The 18,106-nt window shown below is 72.3% G+C and carries 14 protein-coding genes; 7 read left to right on the forward strand and 7 right to left on the reverse strand.

Annotation, left to right across the window (positions count from 1 at the left end):
• Window positions 1–339: 339 nt before the first annotated feature.
• Entirely contained in the window at window positions 340–3,108 is a 2,769-nt protein-coding gene (secA, locus tag ACWGR4_RS14230; protein ID WP_380002686.1) for a preprotein translocase subunit SecA, read from the reverse strand.
• A 138-nt stretch (window positions 3,109–3,246) separates the two neighbouring features.
• On the opposite strand from secA, the gene ACWGR4_RS14235 reads away from it, so the two are divergent.
• Window positions 3,247–3,777, forward strand: coding sequence for a GNAT family N-acetyltransferase (locus ACWGR4_RS14235; protein WP_380002685.1), 531 nt, complete (start codon window positions 3,247–3,249; stop codon window positions 3,775–3,777).
• 28 nt (window positions 3,778–3,805) lie between these two features.
• The gene (locus ACWGR4_RS14240; RefSeq protein WP_452130003.1) at window positions 3,806–5,014 is read left to right on the forward strand and encodes a winged helix-turn-helix domain-containing protein; all 1,209 of its coding nucleotides are present in this window, start codon (window positions 3,806–3,808) and stop codon (window positions 5,012–5,014) included.
• 64 nt (window positions 5,015–5,078) lie between these two features.
• Here the strand turns inward: ACWGR4_RS14240 and ACWGR4_RS14245 are convergent, their stop codons facing one another.
• From ACWGR4_RS14245 to mtrA, 6 genes are all read right to left on the reverse strand, one after another.
• The gene (locus ACWGR4_RS14245; protein ID WP_246127381.1) at window positions 5,079–5,789 is read right to left on the reverse strand and encodes a response regulator; all 711 of its coding nucleotides are present in this window, start codon (window positions 5,787–5,789) and stop codon (window positions 5,079–5,081) included.
• 219 nt (window positions 5,790–6,008) lie between these two features.
• Entirely contained in the window at window positions 6,009–6,689 is a 681-nt protein-coding gene (gene hpf / locus ACWGR4_RS14250; protein WP_380002683.1) for a ribosome hibernation-promoting factor, HPF/YfiA family, read from the reverse strand.
• Window positions 6,577–7,458, reverse strand: a complete 882-nt coding sequence (locus ACWGR4_RS14255) for a ComF family protein (RefSeq protein ID WP_452134203.1) — start codon at window positions 7,456–7,458, stop codon at window positions 6,577–6,579. The genes hpf and ACWGR4_RS14255 overlap by 113 nt, the downstream gene beginning before the upstream one ends.
• A 137-nt stretch (window positions 7,459–7,595) precedes the next feature.
• Window positions 7,596–9,371: an LpqB family beta-propeller domain-containing protein gene (locus ACWGR4_RS14260; RefSeq protein ID WP_452133660.1), complete on the reverse strand. Its 1,776-nt coding sequence runs from the start codon at window positions 9,369–9,371 to the stop codon at window positions 7,596–7,598.
• Window positions 9,368–11,071, reverse strand: coding sequence for an MtrAB system histidine kinase MtrB (mtrB, locus tag ACWGR4_RS14265; protein WP_452133661.1), 1,704 nt, complete (start codon window positions 11,069–11,071; stop codon window positions 9,368–9,370). The genes ACWGR4_RS14260 and mtrB overlap by 4 nt, the downstream gene beginning before the upstream one ends.
• A gap of 97 nt (window positions 11,072–11,168) precedes the next feature.
• Window positions 11,169–11,846, reverse strand: a complete 678-nt coding sequence (gene mtrA, locus ACWGR4_RS14270) for an MtrAB system response regulator MtrA (RefSeq protein ID WP_026219725.1) — start codon at window positions 11,844–11,846, stop codon at window positions 11,169–11,171.
• Window positions 11,847–12,208: 362 nt separating this feature from the next.
• On the opposite strand from mtrA, the gene ACWGR4_RS14275 reads away from it, so the two are divergent.
• Genes ACWGR4_RS14275 through ACWGR4_RS14295 form a run of 5 tightly spaced genes read left to right on the forward strand, consistent with a single transcriptional unit; the run spans window position 12,209 to window position 17,878 of the window.
• Window positions 12,209–13,696, forward strand: a complete 1,488-nt coding sequence (locus ACWGR4_RS14275; protein ID WP_452133659.1) for a glycerophosphoryl diester phosphodiesterase membrane domain-containing protein — start codon at window positions 12,209–12,211, stop codon at window positions 13,694–13,696.
• Window positions 13,693–14,364, forward strand: coding sequence for a DUF4129 domain-containing protein (locus tag ACWGR4_RS14280; protein ID WP_380002679.1), 672 nt, complete (start codon window positions 13,693–13,695; stop codon window positions 14,362–14,364). The genes ACWGR4_RS14275 and ACWGR4_RS14280 overlap by 4 nt, the downstream gene beginning before the upstream one ends.
• Window positions 14,361–15,611, forward strand: a complete 1,251-nt coding sequence (locus ACWGR4_RS14285) for a DUF4350 domain-containing protein (protein WP_452133658.1) — start codon at window positions 14,361–14,363, stop codon at window positions 15,609–15,611. Before ACWGR4_RS14280 ends, ACWGR4_RS14285 begins: the two co-directional genes overlap by 4 nt.
• A complete protein-coding gene (locus ACWGR4_RS14290) occupies window positions 15,608–16,576 on the forward strand; it encodes an AAA family ATPase (protein WP_380002677.1) in 969 nt (322 codons plus the stop codon). The genes ACWGR4_RS14285 and ACWGR4_RS14290 overlap by 4 nt, the downstream gene beginning before the upstream one ends.
• Window positions 16,577–16,582: 6 nt before the next feature.
• Window positions 16,583–17,878, forward strand: coding sequence for a DUF58 domain-containing protein (locus ACWGR4_RS14295; protein ID WP_452133657.1), 1,296 nt, complete (start codon window positions 16,583–16,585; stop codon window positions 17,876–17,878).
• The last annotated feature ends 228 nt before the right edge of the window (window positions 17,879–18,106 follow it).

The following is an 18,106-nucleotide window of genomic DNA, read 5'->3' on the forward strand; positions in this document are numbered from 1 at the left end:
GACCCATCAGGCACGGAGCGGGCCCACGGGGCGCGAGACGCGGGCGCGAGGCCGAGGCGCGGGGCGCGGCTCGCGGGGCCCGGGGCCCGGGGCCCGGGGCCCGGGCCCTCAAGCCCCAGGTCAGCAAACTCCAGCCCGTCCGGCGCTTGAGGACAGCAGGCCGCAGGCCGCCAAAGCCCGACCGAGGCCACCATCCACAACCACCGCCAACAGCGCCCCCTCAGCCCGTCCGGCGCTTGAGGACCGGCGGGCCGCCGGCCGGCCAAACCGACCTACGACACCGCCCACGACCACCGCCAACCGGCGTCCCCTCAGCCCGTACGGCGCATGAGGACCCGCCTACTTCTTCTTCCGCTTCGCCCGCTGCGCCCGCCGCCGCTCGGCCCGCGTCGCGCCCTCCTCGACCTCGTCCGCGTCCTCGTCGAAGTTCTCCTCGGAGGTGATCACACCACCCTCGCCGTCGATCGTGGGCGCGCTGTACTGCAGGTGCGCCGGCCGCTGGGGCGCGTCCAGGCCCTTCGCGTGGATCTCCGGCAGCGGCGCGGCCTTGTCGATCGAGATGCTCGGCGCCTCCGGCACCTGCTCGATCTCGACCTCGACGTTGAAGAGGTAGCCGACCGACTCCTCCTTGATGCCCTCCATCATGGCGTTGAACATGTCGAAGCCCTCGCGCTGGTACTCCACCAGCGGGTCGCGCTGCGCCATCGCCCGCAGGCCGATGCCCTCCTGGAGGTAGTCCATCTCGTACAGGTGCTCGCGCCACCGGCGGTCCAGCACCGACAGGATGACCCGCCGCTCCAGCTCGCGCATGACCTCCTCGCCCAGCTTCTCCTCACGCAGCGCGTAGGCGGCCTGGGCGTCGGCCCGGAGCAGTTCGACCAGCTGCTCGGTGTCCAGCTCCGAGCGGTCGCCGAACTCCTCCTCGACCTCCTCGATCGTGATGCTGACCGGGTACAGCCGCTTGAGGTTGGCCCACAACTTCTCGAGGTCCCACTCCTCCGCGAAGCCCTCGGTCGCACCGTGCACGTACGCCTCGACGGTGTCGTCGATGAAGTGCCCGATCTGCTCCTGCAGGTTCTCCCCCGCGAGCACCCGGCGGCGCTCGCCGTAGATCACCTCGCGCTGCCGGTTCAGCACCTCGTCGTACTTGAGCACGTTCTTGCGGATCTCGAAGTTCTGCTGCTCGACCTGGGTCTGTGCGGACTTGATCGCGTTCGAGACCATCTTCGACTCGATCGGCTGGTCCTCGGGCACGTTGGCCAGGGTCAGCACCCGCTCGACGATGTTGGCCTTGAACAGGCGCATCAGGTCGTCGCCCAGCGACAGGTAGAACCGCGACTCACCCGGGTCGCCCTGGCGCCCGGAACGACCGCGCAGCTGGTTGTCGATCCGGCGGGACTCGTGCCGCTCGGTGCCGAGCACGTACAGCCCGCCGAGGTCGGAGACCTCCTCGTGCTCCGCCTTGACCGCCTTCTTGGCCTTCTCCAGCGCCTCCGGCCAGGCCGCCTCGTACTCCTCCGGCGTCTCGGTCGGGGTCAGCCCGCGCTGCGCGAGTTCGGCCGCGGCGAGGTGGTCCGGGTTGCCGCCGAGCATGATGTCGGTGCCTCGGCCGGCCATGTTGGTGGCCACCGTGACCGCGCCCTTGCGGCCGGCCTGCGCGACGATCTGCGCCTCACGCTCGTGGTGCTTGGCGTTCAGCACCTCGTGCGGCACGCCACGCTTGCGCAGCTGGGCCGACAGGTACTCGGACTTCTCCACGCTGGTGGTGCCGACCAGGACCGGCTGGCCCTTCTCGTGCTTTTGCGTGATGTCCTCGACCACCGCGTTGAACTTGGCCTCCTCGGTCTTGTACACGAGGTCGGACTGGTCCACGCGCTGCACCGAACGGTGGGTGGGGATGGGCACCACGCCGAGCTTGTAGATCTGGTGGAACTCGGCGGCCTCGGTCATCGCGGTACCGGTCATGCCGCCGAGCTTCTTGTACAGGCGGAAGAAGTTCTGGAGGGTGACGGTGGCAAGGGTCTGGTTCTCGTCCTTGATGTCCACCCCCTCCTTGGCCTCGATCGCCTGGTGCATGCCCTCGTTGTAGCGGCGACCGGCGAGAATGCGGCCGGTGTGCTCGTCGACGATCAGCACCTCGCCGTCCACGACGACGTACTCCTTGTCCCGCTTGTACAGCTCCTTCGCCTTGATGGCGTTGTTCAGGTAGCCGACCAGCGGGGTGTTGACCGCCTCGTAGAGGTTGTCGATGCCCAGGTAGTCCTCGACCCGGGCGACGCCGGACTCGTGGATGGCGACGGTGCGCTTCTTCTCGTCGACGTCGTAGTCGCCGGTCTCCTCGATGCCCTTGAGCGGGTTCGCGGCCTCGCCGCGCTTGAGTCGCTTGACCATGGTCGCGAAGTCGGCGTACCACTTCGTGGCCTGGTCGGCCGGGCCGGAGATGATCAGCGGGGTGCGGGCCTCGTCGACGAGGATCGAGTCGACCTCGTCGACCACGGCGAAGAAGTGGCCGCGCTGCACCAGCTCGTCGGCCGACCACGCCATGTTGTCGCGCAGGTAGTCGAAGCCGAACTCGTTGTTGGTGCCGTACGTGATGTCGTAGCCGTACGCCTTGCGCCGCTCGTGCGGGGGCATGTTGGCCAGGATGCAGCCCACGGTCAGACCGAGGAAGCGGTGCACGCGACCCATCCACTCCGAGTCGCGCTCGGCGAGGTAGTCGTTGACCGTCACCACGTGCACACCCTCGCCGGCGATGGCGTTGAGGTAGGCGGGCAGGGTGGACACCAGGGTCTTGCCCTCGCCGGTGCGCATCTCGGCGATGTTGCCCAGGTGCAGCGCGGCACCGCCCATCAGCTGCACCTTGTAGTGCCGCTGTCCGAGCGTGCGGCGCGCGGCCTCGCGCACCGTGGCGAAGGCTTCCGGAAGCAGGTCGTCGAGGGATTCCCCATCGGCGTAGCGCTGCTTGTACTCGTCCGTCAGCGCGCGCAGCTCGGCGTCGGAGAGGTCCTTGAAGTCGTCTTCGATCGACTCGATCTGATCTGCGATGCGGTTGAGCTTGCGCAGGATTTTGCCCTCGCCGGCGCGCAGGACCTTGTCGAAGATAGACACGCTGGATGAGCTCCTTGCCCGACGGCGCCCGCCCGCCTTTCGGACGTGACGGCACGGCGGGGCCCGTCCCGCCGATACGGCCATCGTATGCGAGGAGGCAAGCCCGATCGAGCCTCGCGGGCCGGCACAGTGACCGGCATGGAACCTGTGGAGATCGCGGCGGGACGCTTTCAGCTCCGGCCCTGGAACGAACACGACGTCGACGTGATCGCCGGCGCGCTCGCCGACGAGCTGATCGCGCACCGCCCACCGGTGCCCGAGGACGAGGATCCACACGCGTGGCTGGCCGCGCGCGAGCAGCGATGGGCGAGCGGCGAGGGGCCGTCGTTCGCGGTGATGGACGCGGTGAGCGGCGAGGTCCACGGCCATGTGGCGCTGTGGAAGGTGTCGCCGCAGTGGCGCACGGCCGAGGTCGGCTACTGGACGCTGAAGTCCGCGCGCGGTCGCGGGGTCGCCCGGCACGGGGTCGGCGCGCTCACCCGCTGGGCGTTCGGCGCGCTGGATCTGCATCGCCTGGAACTGCGCCACGCGGTGGCCAACTCCGCCTCGTGCGCGGTCGCGAACGCGTCGGGATATGCACTCGAAGGAGTACTGCGGGGCTGCCTCACCGGCTTCGGCGAGGAGTTCACCGACGTACATCTGCACGCCCGGCTCGCCACGGACACCTGATGCGAACATACGTTCTAAAGTGGCGGCCATGACCTCACAGCCGACCTTCACGCCGGACGCCGAGCTGACCGCCGACGAGGCCCGCCGCATCGTGCTGGCCGCGCAGGGCCTGCTGGGTGCCCCCGATCGCCGGGCGGGCGTGCTCGGCGTGCTGCACTCGCTGGGCGCGGTACAACTCGACACCATCTCCACACTGGCCCGCTCACACGAGCTGGTGCCCTACTCCCGGCTCGGCCCGGTCGGCCGCTCCACCGTCGAGAGCGCCTACTGGTCCGGCGAGACCGCGTTCGAATACTGGTCGCACGCGGCGTGTGTGCTGCCGATGTCGACGTGGCCGGACTTCGCCTTCCGCCGCCGGCACTACCGAGGCCGCGGCCACCTGTGGGGTCATCAGGTGTCGAAGGAGTCGTTCGACACCGTCCTGAAACGCCTGCGCGCCGAGGGCCCGCTCACCGCGACCGCGCTGGGCGGGGCCAAGAACAAGGGCGAGTGGTGGGACTGGAGCGAGACCAAGATCGCCGTCGAGCGCGCGCTGGCCTTCGGCGACGTGGTCTGCGTGCGCCGCAACGGCTGGAAGCGGGTGTACGACCTGCCGGAACGTGTGGTCCCGGCGGCCCTGCTCGCCGAGGAGCCCGACGACGCGGAGTGCCTGCGCCGCCTGGTGCGCCTGGCCGGCCGACAGCTCGGCGTGGCCACCCGGGCCGACCTGATGGACCAGTACCGGCTGACCCGGGCCCAGGTCGACGCCGCCCTGCCCGGCAGCGGCCTGGTCCCGGTCGCGGTCGCGGGCTGGGGCGAACGGGCCGCCCGCGAGGGCGCGTGGGCCGACCCCGACGCGCTCGCCGCACCGCCGCGTGGGCGTCATCGCGCCACGCTGTTGTCGCCGTTCGACTCGCTGGTGTGGGATCGCCCGCGCACCGCCCGGGTGTTCGGCGGCTTCGAACACCGCCTGGAGGCGTACGTGCCCGCCGCCAAGCGGGTGCACGGCTACTTCGTGATGCCGATCCTGGCGGGCGGGCGGCTGGTCGGCCGGGTGGACCCGGCCCGGGAGGGACGCACCCTGGTGGCCCGGCGCATGTCCTTCGAGGCCGGCGCCGCGGTCGGCGAGCGGGTGCTGGTCGGCGCGGCCGACGCGCTGCGCGCGGCCGCCGGGTGGGTGGGGTGCGACGACGTACGGATCGAGGCGCTGGACCACGAGAGCACCCGCGCGCGGCTGACCGCGCTGCTCGCGGGCTGACCGGCCGTGATCGGCCGGGCGTCCGCGTCCGGCCGATCACGGCCCGCCCGGGAGGCGCCCCGGTTCAGTCGCCGATCTCCAGGATCTTCTCCCGCATCGCGTAGACCACGGCCTCCATGCGCGAATGCAGCTGCAATTTCTCGAGGATGTTGCGCACGTGGTTCTTCACGGTGTTCTCGCTGATGAACAACTGCTTGGCGATGTCGCGGTTGTTGCGCCCGGTGGCCACCAGGCGCAGCACCTCGATCTCGCGGTCGGTCAGCCGCGGCGCCGGCACCAGGCGGCGCTCGTCGTCGCGCCGGCTCATCGACTTGAACTCGGTCAGCAGCTTGACCGCCATCGACGGGCTGATCTGCGACTGCCCGTCGGCCACCGCGCGAATCGCCGAGGCCACCTCGCCGTGCGAGATCTCCTTGAGCAGATAACCGGTGGCGCCGGCCTTGATCGCGTCGTAGAGGTCGGCCTCTTCCTCACTCATCGTCAGCATGATGATCTGAGTGCTGGGCGCGACCTCCTTGATCGCGGTGCACGCCTCGATGCCGCCGCGTCTGGGCATGCGCACGTCCATCAGGACGATGTCGGGCAGCAGGTCCTGCGCGGCCTCCAGCGCCTCGGCGCCGTCCCCGGCCTCGCCGACCACGGTGATATCGGGCTCGGGCGCGAGCACGATGTCCAGACCCCGGCGAAACAGATCGTGATCGTCGACCACCAGCACGCGAATCGGTTCGCCCGCTGAGCCGTGCTCCACGCGGGCCGGAACAGACTGTTCACCCACCGTGTTTCCCCCCTGGGTCGGCACGATCCGTGTCCAGGACATGATCCCACGTGATCGCCACGACGCCAGGCCCTGATGGGCGTTATGTGCGGAACGTACTTGCGAAGCGGAACATTCGCCAGGCAACGCCAGGGTCGAAGACGCAACCGACGCCGAAACCCCGAGGGGTTTCGGCGTCGAATCACGACCAGAGGGCGCGCGGCGACGGCCCGACCGCGACTACTGCGGTCCGCCGTCCTCGCGGTCCTCGGGCTTGAGGTGGATCACACCGTAGTCGTAGCCGTGCCGGCGGTACACCACACTCGGCCACCTGGTGCTCGAATCGATGAACAGATAGAAGTCGTGGCCTACCAACTCCATCTCGTACAGCGCCTGGTCGAGCGCCATCGGACGCCCGGCGTGTACCTTCTCGCGAACCACGAGGGGGCCTTCGCCATCCACCTCGATCGGGCCCGCCATGTGCGGCTGGGGCCTCAATTCGCCGTTCTTCACCGCCTCGATGTCTTCCGCGGACGCCACCACGGCCCCATTGAGCCGGTCGGCGTGATTGATCTCCGCAGTGGCCGCGCCCACCGAGACGGGGGAGCGGTGACCATGGTGCACGCGCCGCCGATCGGCGGCCTTGCGCAACTGTGCCTCGAGTCTCGCGCACGCCAGGTCGAGTGCGGCGTAGGGGTCGGACGCGGCGGCTTCGCCCCGGATGACGGGGCCACGCGTGTTCAGCGTGATCTCCACCCGGTCCGAGCGCTCCGCCAGCCGCGGGTTCCGCTCCTTGGTCACCTCCACGTCAACGCTGATCACCTTGTCGTCGAGCTTGCGGATCTTGTCCAGCTTCTCGACACAGTGCTTGCGAAAACGCTCGGGTACCTCGGTCTTGCGGCCCTTGACGACAATGTCCACGCAGAACTCCATCCATTGCGCCATGCCGGAGGGGTGGGCACCCATCCGACCGACCAGGTCGCCGACGGCCCTGCTCCGTCCCGCGCCGCCGGGCGGTCGCGGCCACCACGGCCGCCGCCTCGACTCGCCCTCCCACGGCTCGGACCGCACGGGTCGCCTCCGCGAGAGTTGCGCCGGTGGTGCAAACATCATCGACGACGATCACCACACTAATGCCCGTAAACAAGGGCGCCAACCTGTCCGAAACGATCATTGATCGGCGGACGTTCATCCTCCGTTCATGTGCCGAAAGGCCCGCCTGGTCCAGGATCCGACGGGTATGTCGCAGTGCCGGGAGCACCCGTGCGGGGACCCCGGTCGCGCGCAATCGGCCGGCCGCGCGCAGCGCCAGCTCCCTGGTGGCGTCCCGACCGCGCCGACGCACCGCGGCGCGGGTCGAGGGCACCGGGACCAACAGGCACGGACCGGCCGCGTCGGCGAGACCGGCGGTCACCGCCCGGGCCAGCGCATCCCCCAGGGGGCGGGCCAGGCGGCGCGCGCCGTGCTCCTTGTAAGCGGCGAGCACCGAGCGCACCGGCCCCTGGTAGGCGGTGACCGCGTATACGGGCGGCAGCCCCTCGGGCGCGGGCACCGGGTCGGCCGGCCGCGGCGCCGGGAGGAACACCCCCCGACAGGCGGCGCACAACTGCGCGCCGGGTGCGGCGCAGCCCGCGCAGCACACGGGCAACACCAGGTCGGCCCATGTCGCGAGCACCCGACGCCGTTGCATACCCCCAAGCTCGCACGCGCGGCCCCGAAACGGACCGGCCGCACGCGCAACCACCCGATCCGGTCATGGCGCGCCGTGGCGGATGGGCCCCGGGGCGGGGGCGGGCCGTGGGCGCGGACGGGCTCCGGGCGGGCGCGCTACCCCGGGTAGACCGGGTACGTGCCGCTGTGCACCTTGATCCAGTTGTTGCCCTGGGACAGCTGGTAGATGTTCTGCTCGCCGGAGTCGGCCAGCAGCGGCTGGTCGGCGCCGTCCGGCGCGGCGATGTGCAACATGCCGTTGACCGAGGCGACCGAGATCGAGATGCCGCCGTCGATGTCCACGATCTGCGGCTGCAGCGCGCCCTGGCCCTCCTTGCCCAGCACCACCAGCCGGTCCGGACCGTTCCACGAGATCGCCTTGACCTCGACCAGCGAGGGCAGCACCGAGCGCGGCGCGGCGATGGTGATGGCCGGCACCCCGTTGCTCACGCGCCGCTCGACCCGGCCGACCAGCACCTGCCCGCTGTTCAGGACCAGCGCCGCCCGCACACCGTCCGAGGACAACCGCAGGTCGGTGATCCGGGCCGCGGTGATGCCCTCCACGTCGACCGCGACCTTGGTGATCTGGCGCCGCTCGTCCTCGTACAGCGCCAGCACCTGCTCGGCGTTCTTGGTGTGATCCAGCGCCCACAACACGCCGCGGCCGTCCCAGGTCGGGCTCGACAACGACCCGGGCGAGGTGTTCAGCCACTCCTGAGCCTCGCCGTGACCGTCCACGTCGCCGACCCACAACTTGCGCCCGCCGGTGTCGATGCCCGCGATCCGGCGCCGGAACTGGTCCCGCGAGACGGCGATCTGGTCCACCTTGTAGGTGCCGTCACCGAAGGGCCCCGGCAGCGCCGGCGGGTTGCCGTTCGCGCCGGGCACCACGTTGACCATGCCGCCCTTGGCGATGAAGTAGCCGGTGGGCCCGGGCGTCTTGGCCGCCCGCGTGGGGTCGTAGTGCGCCGCGTCGTCGTCGGAGAGCAGGCACATCGGCGCGCCGCCTCCGGTGATCGAGACCGAGTCCACCCCCGATACCTGGCGCAGCGTGAACAGCAGTTGCGCGGCCATGCGCTCGCAGCCCTTGCCCTGCGCGAGTCTGGCCTGCCGGTTGAGCTGGACCCGGGCGGTGCGGTTGTCCTCGATCGACACCACCCGGTCGGCGGGCTCGGTGCCGGCGGGGAAGGCGGTCTCCACCACCGGCCGCAGCCAGTCGGTGGGACCGTTCACCAGTTGCCGCACCAGCGCCGAGGTCAGTCCCACCCGGCTGCGCAGATAGACCGGATCGGGCACCAGGACGTCCTGGCCCAGCGGCATCGAGGTGGCGAACCAGTAGGTGTTGACCGACCGGTAGATCCGGTGGAACTCGGCGTTGGACAGGATCAGCCCGTCGGGCAGGTCGGCGATCCGCCACTGGTTGTCGCTGCCCAGGCGCAGTTGCAGGGTGGCCAGGTAGGGCGCGCCCGCCTGCTGTTCGGGCTGGTAGGCGTTGCGGCTGTCGACGGTGCCCACCCGGGTGCCGGAGACCTCGGCCCGATAGGTCCGCTCGTCGGCGCCGGCCACGAGTTCGATCTTCGCGATCGTGTTGAGCACCACGACCTCGCGCGTGGGCACCCACTTGGCCCGGGCCTCCGGGGTCAGGTAGGCGCGCGCGGTGGTGTAGTCGGGTTCGTCGCTGGTGACCGCCTCCAGGAAGCCGGCCACCATGCCGTGCGGCTGCTCGCCGGGCTTGGGCGGCACGGCGAACACCCGCACCTGCTGCTCCGGGCCCTGGTCCTTGGTGCCGCCCTTGGCCGCCTCGCGCACACTGCCGCTGTGCGGCATCGACGCACACGCACTGAGCGCGCACAGCACGCACACCAGGGCCAGGAACGGGGTGATCCGCCTCATCGACTGCCTCCCGCGGAACCGGCCGTACGTACGCCGCGCCGATACGGCGAGCCCGCCGGACCCAGGCCCCGATTGGCCCGCGAGTCCTCGGGCTCCAACGGCAGCGGGGAACGCACCAGCTCGCCGCCCGCGGTCTTGGGCAGGCTCAGCCGGAACTGCGAGCCGCCGCCCGGCTCGCCCCAGGCCTGGAGCCAGCCGCCGTGCAGATGCGCGTCCTCGAGCGCGATGGACAGGCCCAGGCCGGTGCCGCCGGTGGTCCGCGCCCTGGCCGGGTCGGCCCGCCAGAACCGGGCGAACACCAGCGAGGACTCGCCGGGCTTGAGGCCCACGCCGTAGTCGCGCACGGCCACCGCGACCGAGTCCTCGCCGGCGGCGACGGTGACCACCACGTCGTGCCCCTCGCCGTGCTCGATCGCGTTGACCACCAGATTGCGCAGCACCCGGTCGATCCGCCGGGGATCGACCTCGGCCACGCACGGCTTGTCCGGCACACGCACCACGAGCCGGCTGCCGCGCCGCTCGGCCAGCGGCTCGGCGCCCTCCACCACCCGGCGCACCAGGTCGCGCAGGTCCACCGGCTCGGCGTCGAGCACCGCCGCGCCCGCGTCGAACCGGCTGATCTCCAACAGGTCCGACAGCAGCGCCTCGAACCGGTCCAGCTGGTTCTGCAGCAGTTCGGCCGAGCGCCGGGTGGCCGGGTCGAAGTCCTCGCGCGCCTCGTGCAGCACGTCGGCGGCCATCCGCACGGTGGTCAGCGGAGTGCGCAGTTCGTGCGAGACGTCGGAGACGAACCGGCGCTGCACCCGGGACAACTCCTCCAGCTGTCTGATCTGGTTCTGCAGGTTGGACGCCATCTTGTTGAACGACGAGCCCAGCCGGGCCAGGTCGTCCGCACCGACCACCCGCATCCGCTCCTCCAGCCGGCCCGCCGCCAACCGCTCGGCGATCCGGGCCGCCATCCGCACCGGGGTGACCACCCATCGGGTCACCAGCGCCGCGATCGCCACCAGGAGCAGCACGAGGAAGACCCCGGCGGTGGCCAGCGTGCTGCGCACCAGGCCCAGGGTCTTCTCCTCGGGACCGAAGGAGAAGAAGTAGTACAGCTGGTACGACCCGCCGTCGGGGTCCTCCAACTGGGCGCCGACCACCAGGCCGGCCTCGCGGGTGGTCTCCGCCGGACCCTCGCCGTGCTGGCCCTCGCGCACGATCTGGGTGTACTGGAGCAGCGCCACCCCGTGTTTGAGGCCGACCTCGCGGCGCAGTTCGGCCGGCACGCTTTCGTCGGGGACCACGTCGCCGGACGCGCGGGGGCTGCGGCCGGACCCGGGTGGGCTGTCCACCGTGTCCTGACTGGTCGCGGCCACGTCGTACACCCCCTGGCCGCCGCTGGAGAGCTGCTTGACCAGCGCGTTGAGCCAGTCGCCGGTGTTGACCCGGTTGCCGCCGGCCGGCGTGCCGGCGGGCATGCCGGTGGGCACCTGGACGTGCCGGCCCGGGCTGGTGGCGATCTCGTCGGCCTGCGCGCGGGCATCGGCGAAGCCGCCCTGGGCCTGGGACCGGGCGGAGGCCACCTTCGCGTCGAGCAGGCCGTTGCGGACCTGGCCGACCACCACCACGCCGAGCAGCACCGTGACGGCGACGGACAGCACGAGGGTGGTGGCCACGACGCGGAACTGGATCGATCTGTTCCACAGCGCCATGACCCGGCCCACGCCGCCGCGCACACGACGCAGGGCGAGGGACCAGGCCGACGGGGAGGGCGACCGCTGTGCGGTGCTCACCGGGACGATCTCAAGGTCAGGCCGGTCCCGCCTTGTAGCCGACCCCGCGCACCGTGACCACCGTCTCCGGACGCTCGGGGTCACGCTCGATCTTCGAGCGCAGCCGCTGGACGTGGACGTTCACCAGGCGGGTGTCGGCCGCGTGTCGGTATCCCCAGACCTGTTCGAGCAGTACCTCGCGGGTGAACACCTGCCAGGGCTTGCGGGCGAGTGCGACAAGGAGGTCGAACTCCAGCGGGGTCAGTGCGATGTTCTGCCCGTCCCGCTTCACGGCATGGCCGGCCACGTCGATCACCAGATCGCCGATCACCAGTTGCTCCGGGGTGGGTTCCTCGGCTCTGCGCAGGCGGGCCCGCACACGAGCGACAAGCTCCTTGGGCTTGAACGGTTTGATCACATAGTCGTCTGCTCCGGACTCCAGGCCGACCACGACGTCGACCGTGTCGCTCTTGGCGGTGAGCATCACGATCGGCACGCCGGACTCGGCACGGATCTGGCGGCAGACGTCGATGCCGTCGCGGCCGGGCAGCATCAGGTCGAGCAGCACCAGGTCCGGTTTGACGTCCCGGAATGCCTGGAGTGCCTTGTCGCCGTCCGCCACGAACGACGGCTCGAACCCTTCGCCACGCAGCACGATGCCGAGCATCTCGGACAGTGCGGTGTCGTCGTCAACGATGAGGACGCGTCCCTTCATGTGCCTCATCGTCGCATTACCGGATTGTGACCTGCACTCATCCGACCGATTCCGGCCGCGTCCTCGGGTGACAAAACGTACTTTTCTCGGACGATTGGCACGCCCAGGGAGTGCGGAGTCACCCCGAATGCCGGAAGGTACGCCGTCCCGACCGGGCACGCAACGGACGTTTCGGGCCACCGACACGACCCTCGCGGCCCGCGCCGGGCGGCATCCGGAACGTGCGACCGGGCGCCCGTCGTTGTCCACCCGGCCGGCCCGCCCGGCCCGTCGTTCGTATCCGCCGGCCGCCCGTTCACCAAGGGGCCACACGGGCATGCCACGATGAGTCACCACCCATCAGGACGAGGAGCGCAATCGACATGACGGACTCGCCCGGCCGGCCCACCCCGGACGCCCCGGGGCCGGACGCAGCACGCCCGGCGGACGACGCCACGTCACCCGACCGATCCGCGCCCGAGCCCGCAACGCCGCCGGCGGCGGCCGAGCCGACCCCGGCCGCGGATGGGCCGACCGCCCCCGAGCCGACCCCCTCGGGCGAGGCCGCGTCCTCGGATGGGCCGGTCGAGGCGAACGGTCCCGCCACCTCGGACCACTCGGAGGCCGCGGACGATCGCGCCGCCTCGGACGGGCCGGCCGCCTCGGACCGGCGGACCTCGCTCGACAAGCCCGCCGGCCCGGAGTCCGACCGGCCCGCACCGCAGGCCCCCGCACCGGGCTGGGCGCCGGTCCAGCCCCCCGCCGCCGGCTGGGGACCCCCGCACCAGGGCGCCGATCACCCCGGCGCCGCATCCGACCCGCGCTGGGGCGGCACCCAGCCCCTCTGGGGCGCGCCCCCCGGCTGGAACGGCCCCTACGTCCAAGCCGCCAAGCCCGGCGTGATCCCGCTGCGCCCGCTGAGCGTCGGCGAGATCCTGGACGGCGCGTTCGCCGCGATGCGCACCCACTGGAAGGTCATGATCGGCATCGCCGTCGTGATCGCCCTGCTCACCCAGTGCCTCGAAGTGCCGGCCACCTGGCTGCTCAACCGCGAGTTCTCCCCCGGCGACCTCTCCGACGACCCCACCGGGGAGGAGTTGTGGCGCTACCTGCGCGACACCTTCGCCATCCTGATCGTGCCGATCGTGGTCTCCACCCTCGGCCAGATCGCCGCCACCGGGATGCTCACCGTCGTGGTCAGCCGCGCGGTGATCGCCAAGTCCATGACGGCGGCGCAGGCCTGGAAGGCGGTCCGCCCGCTGCTGCCGCGCCTGCTCGGGGTCACCTTCGCGACCTGGCTGGTCCCGGTCGGCACGCTGCTCGTGGCGATTCTGCCGGGTCTGGCCCTGCTGGCCGTCGGCGCCGACGGGCTCGGCGCGCTGCTGCTGCTCCCCGGCCTGATCGGCGGCATCGTCGCGGCGATCTACCTGTACGTCTGCCTCACCCTCGCCGGGCCCGTCCTGATGCTGGAGAAGCAGACGGTCCGCAAGGCTCTGGAGCGCTCGCGCAAGCTCGTCACCGGCTCGTGGTGGCGCGTGTGCGGCATCCTGCTGCTGATCTCGCTGATCATGGCGATCGTCGGCGGCATCATCCAGATGCCGTTCCTGCTCCTCTCCGACGGCTTCACGGCGATCACCGCCTCCAAGACGTCCGACATCCCCGACCCCACGTTCGTCGACCTGCTGATCACCGGCATCGGCGCGGTGATCTCCTCCGCGCTGCTGTACCCGTTCGCCGCCGGCGCGACCGCGCTGCTCTACATCGACCAGCGCATCCGCCGCGAGGCACTCGACCTCGAACTCGCCCGCGCGGCCGGCGTCCTGGACGAGGAGACCGGCACCGGGTCGGCCGCGGGACCCACGCCCGCGTGACCCGACTCGCGCTCGCGCTCCCGCTCCTGCCCCGGGACTGGGAACCGGTGGACATCCCGCGCGACGACGCGCGGGATGCCGCCCGGGACGAGCTGTCCCGGGTCGAGTACCACCGCGACGACCCCCACCCGCTCCGCCGGATCCTGGACTGGCTCTTCGACCGCCTCGGCGACCTGCTCTCCCGGGCGGGCGACAACACCCCCGGCGGGTTCACCGGCCTCGCGGTGATCGTGCTCGTGCCGGCCGTCGCGCTCGTCCTGCTGCGGCTGCGGCTCGGGCCGCTGCGCGCGGCCCGGCGCGCCGAGTCGCCGCTGTACGGCGAGCACGGCCCGATGCCGGCCGCCCGACACCGCGCCGCGGCCGACGCGCACGCCGCGGCCGGTCGCTGGGACGAGGCGGTCCGGGAACGATTCCGCGCGATCGTGCGGGACCTGGAGGAACGCGCCGTGCTGGACGTACGCCCGGGCCGCACCGCCGACGAGGCGGCCGTCGAGGGCGGTCGGGTGCTGCCCGAGGTCGCCGCGGACCTGCGCGCCGCGGCCACGATCTTCGACGACGTGCACTACGGCGGCCGGACCGCCGACCGGGCCCTGGACGACCGGTTGCGCGACCTCGACACCCGCTGCGCCGCCGCCCGCCCACGCGCCGCCGAACGGATCCCCGGATGAGCGCCGACCCGGCGGCCCCCGGCGCGTCGAGCCCCGCGGAGCCGGACTCCCCCGCGCCGGACAACTCAGGTACCTCGGGCACCGCCGGATCCGGCCCCGCCCTGCCCCCGCCCGCCCCCCTCGGCCGCACCGCCGAGCAGACCTGGCGCCGCCTGCGCGTCCCGCTCGCGCTGGTCGCCCTCGTGGTCATCGTCGTCTCCGCCCTCGTGCTGATCCAGGGCGACCGCCACGAGGGCCGCCTGGACCCGCGCTCGACGGGCAAGGCCGGCAGCAAGGCGGTGGCCCAACTGCTGCGCGCCCGAGGCGTCGAGGTGGAACTGGTCCGCTCGGCCGACGAGGCGGAGCGGGCGATCCGCCCCGACACCACGCTCGTGGTGGCCTACCCCGACCTGCTCACCGACGCGCACCTGGCCCGCCTCGCCGCCGCCGCGCCGGCCCGCACCGTGCTGATCCGCCCCGACGAGGCCGCGCTCGACGCGCTGGCCCCCGGCGTACGCACCGCCCGCGACACCTCCGGCCGCAAGCTGGATCCGGACTGCCGGCTCCCGGCGGCACAACGCGCGGGCAGCGCCGACCTCGGCGGCGCGCGCTTCGACATCGGCCCGTTCCCCGCCGCCACCGGTTGCTACCCGTACGCGGGGCTGCCCACCCTGGTGCTCGCCCCGGCCGGCCCCGGCCGGGACACGGTCGTGCTCGGCTCCGGCGGCATGCTCACCAACGACCGCCTGGACGCGCACGGCAACGCCGCGCTGGCCCTGAACCTGCTCGGTACCCACCCGCGCCTGGTCTGGTACCTGCCCGGCAGCGGCGAACTCCCGCCCGCCGACGACTCGTTGTGGGACCTGCTCCCCGCCGGCTGGCGCTGGGGCGCGGCCCAACTGGCCGTCGCCGCCGTCCTGCTCGCGCTGTGGCGGGCCCGCCGGCTGGGCCCGGTCGTGGCCGAACCGCTGCCGGTCGTGGTCCGCGCCGCCGAGACCGTCGAGGGCCGCGCCCGGCTGTACCGCCGCGGCCGGGCCCGGGACACGGCCGCCGAACTGCTCCGCGCCGCCGCCCGCGAACGCCTCGCGCGCCTGCTCGGCGCCGACACCCGCGAGGCCTCGCTGATCGCGGCGATCACCGCCCGCACCGACCACACGTCCGCACACGTGCATGCCCTGTTGTACGGTGCGATCCCGGAGAGCGACGAGGCCCTCGTCACCCTGTCCGCCGACCTCGACGCGCTGATAAGGCAGGTACGCACGACGTGAGCGCACCCGAGCAGACCCGCGGGGCGCGCGACGCCCTCGAAGCCCTGCGCGGCGAGATCGGCAAGGCCGTGGTCGGCCAGGACGCCGCCGTCACCGGCCTGGTGATCGCCCTGCTGTGCCGGGGCCACGTGCTCCTGGAGGGCGTACCCGGCACGGCCAAGACGCTGATGGTGCGCGCCCTCGCCCGCAGCCTCGAACTGACCACCACCCGCGTGCAGTTCACCCCGGACCTGATGCCGGGCGACGTCACCGGCTCGATGGTCTACGACGCACGCACCGCCGCGTTCTCGTTCCGCGAGGGCCCGGTGTTCACCAATCTGCTGCTCGCCGACGAGATCAACCGCACCCCACCCAAGACCCAGGCCGCGCTCCTGGAGGCAATGGAGGAGCGGCAGGTCTCGGTCGACGGCACCACGCGCCCGCTGCCCGACCCGTTCCTGGTCGCCGCGACGCAGAACCCGATCGAGTACGAGGGCACCTACCCGCTGCCCGAGGCCCAGTTGGACCGGTTCCTGCTCAAGCTCACCCTGCCGCTGCCCGAACGCGACGACGAGATCACCGTGTTGCGCCGACACGCGGGGGGCTTCGACCCGCGCGACCTCGCCGCCGCGGGTGTCCGTCCGGTGGCGGGCGCCGACGATCTGGCCGCGGGCCGCCGGGCGGTCGCCGAACTGCGCGTCGAGCCGGAGGTGCTGGCCTACGTCGTCGACGTCTGCCGGGCCACCCGCACCTCCCCGTCGCTGGCCATGGGCGTCTCCCCGCGCGGCGCCACCGCGCTGCTGGCCGCCGCCCGCGCGTGGGCCTGGCTCGCCGGCCGGGACTACGTCACCCCCGACGACGTCAAGGCGCTGGCCCGCCCGGCGCTGCGCCACCGGGTACGACTGCGCGCCGAGGCCGAGATGGAGGGCGTGACCCCCGACATGGTGATCGACTCCGTACTGGCCCACACCCCGGTCCCGCGTTAACCGCCGATGGCCCTGACCGGACGCGCCGTACTGGCCGCGGCAATCGGCGTATTGGTGGTCGGCCTGCTGCTGCCCTCGCTGCTCGGCCTGGCCGTGGTCGAGGGCCTGCTCCTGCTCGGCGTACTCACCGACCTGCTGCTCGCCGCCGGCGTCCGCGACCTGACCTTCACCCGCGCCGGCGACACCGCGGTCCGCCTCGGCGAACCCGCCGAGGTGACGCTGACCGTGACCAACCCCGGCACCCGGGCGCTGCGCGGCCGACTGCGCGACGCCTGGCCGCCGAGCACCGGCACCACCACACAGCGCCACGACCTGGCCGTACCCGCCGGCGAACGCCGCCGGGTCACCACCACGATGACCCCGACCCGGCGCGGCGACCGGCACGCCCACCGGGTCACCGTGCGCTCCGTCGGCCCACTCGGCCTGGCCGCCCGGCAGGGCTCGCACCTGGTGCCGTGGCGCCTGCGCGTCCTGCCCGGTTTCCCCAGCCGCCGCCTGCTCCCCTCCAAGCTGGAACGCCTGCGCGAACTCGACGGCCGCTCGGCCCTGCTCACCCGGGGCGCCGGCACCGAATTCGACACGCTCCGCGAGTACGTGCCCGGCGACGACGCGAAGTCGATCGACTGGCGCGCCTCCGCCCGCAACCAGGGCGTCGTGGTGCGCACATGGCGCCCGGAACGCGACCGGCACATCCTGGTCGTCCTGGACACCGGCCGCACCTCCGCGGGCCGGATCGGCGACGTCCCGCGCCTGGACGCCGCGATGGACGCGAGCCTGCTGCTGACGGCGGTGGCCAATCACGCGGGCGACCGGGTCGACCTGCTCGCCTACGACCGCCGGGTCCGCACCGAAGTCCGCCGCGCGCCCCGAAACGGGATACTCCCCGCCTTCGTCCAGGCGATGGCCACGCTGGAACCGGAGTTGGTCGAACCCGACGCCCGCGGCCTGGTCGCGGAAATCCTCCACCGCTCGCCGCGCCGCTCACTGATCGTGCTGATGACCGGCCTGGAACGAGAGGCGGTCCAGGAGGGCATCCTGCCGGTACTCCCGCAACTGGCCGCCCGACACGAGGTGATCGTGGCCGCGGTCGCCGACCCGGCGATCACCCGCATGGCCGCCCACCGAGGCGACGCGACCGCCGTCTACGAAGCCGCCGCCGCGGAAAAGGAGTTGGCCGAACGCCGCACCACAGCCGCCGAACTCCGCCGCCGAAACGTCACGGTGGTGGACGCCCCGCCGGGCGAACTGGCGTCGGCGGTCACGGACATGTACCTGGCGCTGAAGCTGGCGGGCCGGTTGTAGAAGCCCGAAGCCGGGGCGAACCGATCACCGCTACCCACCGGGAACAAGGTGTCCGTTCTCCCGTTCGGTTCCTCGGCGCCTCCCCGAGTGGGCCGAGCGCTTCCGGCGCCCGTTGCGCTGTTGCTTGCGGGTGGCTGGTGCGGGCCTGGTCCGGGTCGTGGGGTGGGCCGGCGCCGGTGTGGGGCTGCGGGTGGGGCTTTCGTCGGGGCGGGTGCCCGGGTCGGGGGA

This window comes from Embleya sp. NPDC055664, assembly GCF_053618075.1.

Excerpts from the sequence above, each read along its gene's own strand:
- ACWGR4_RS14235 (WP_380002685.1), top strand. The coding sequence starts at position 3,247 with ATGGAACCTGTGGAGATCGCGGCGGGACGCTTTCAGCTCCGGCCCTGG.
- ACWGR4_RS14240 (WP_452130003.1), top strand. The coding sequence starts at position 3,806 with ATGACCTCACAGCCGACCTTCACGCCGGACGCCGAGCTGACCGCCGAC.
- ACWGR4_RS14255 (WP_452134203.1), bottom strand. The coding sequence starts at position 7,458 with ATGCAACGGCGTCGGGTGCTCGCGACATGGGCCGACCTGGTGTTGCCC.
- ACWGR4_RS14260 (WP_452133660.1), bottom strand. The coding sequence starts at position 9,371 with ATGAGGCGGATCACCCCGTTCCTGGCCCTGGTGTGCGTGCTGTGCGCG.
- mtrB (WP_452133661.1), bottom strand. The coding sequence starts at position 11,071 with ATGGCGCTGTGGAACAGATCGATCCAGTTCCGCGTCGTGGCCACCACC.
- mtrA (WP_026219725.1), bottom strand. The coding sequence starts at position 11,846 with ATGAAGGGACGCGTCCTCATCGTTGACGACGACACCGCACTGTCCGAG.
- ACWGR4_RS14275 (WP_452133659.1), top strand. The coding sequence starts at position 12,209 with ATGACGGACTCGCCCGGCCGGCCCACCCCGGACGCCCCGGGGCCGGAC.
- ACWGR4_RS14285 (WP_452133658.1), top strand. The coding sequence starts at position 14,361 with ATGAGCGCCGACCCGGCGGCCCCCGGCGCGTCGAGCCCCGCGGAGCCG.
- ACWGR4_RS14295 (WP_452133657.1), top strand. The coding sequence starts at position 16,583 with ATGGCCCTGACCGGACGCGCCGTACTGGCCGCGGCAATCGGCGTATTG.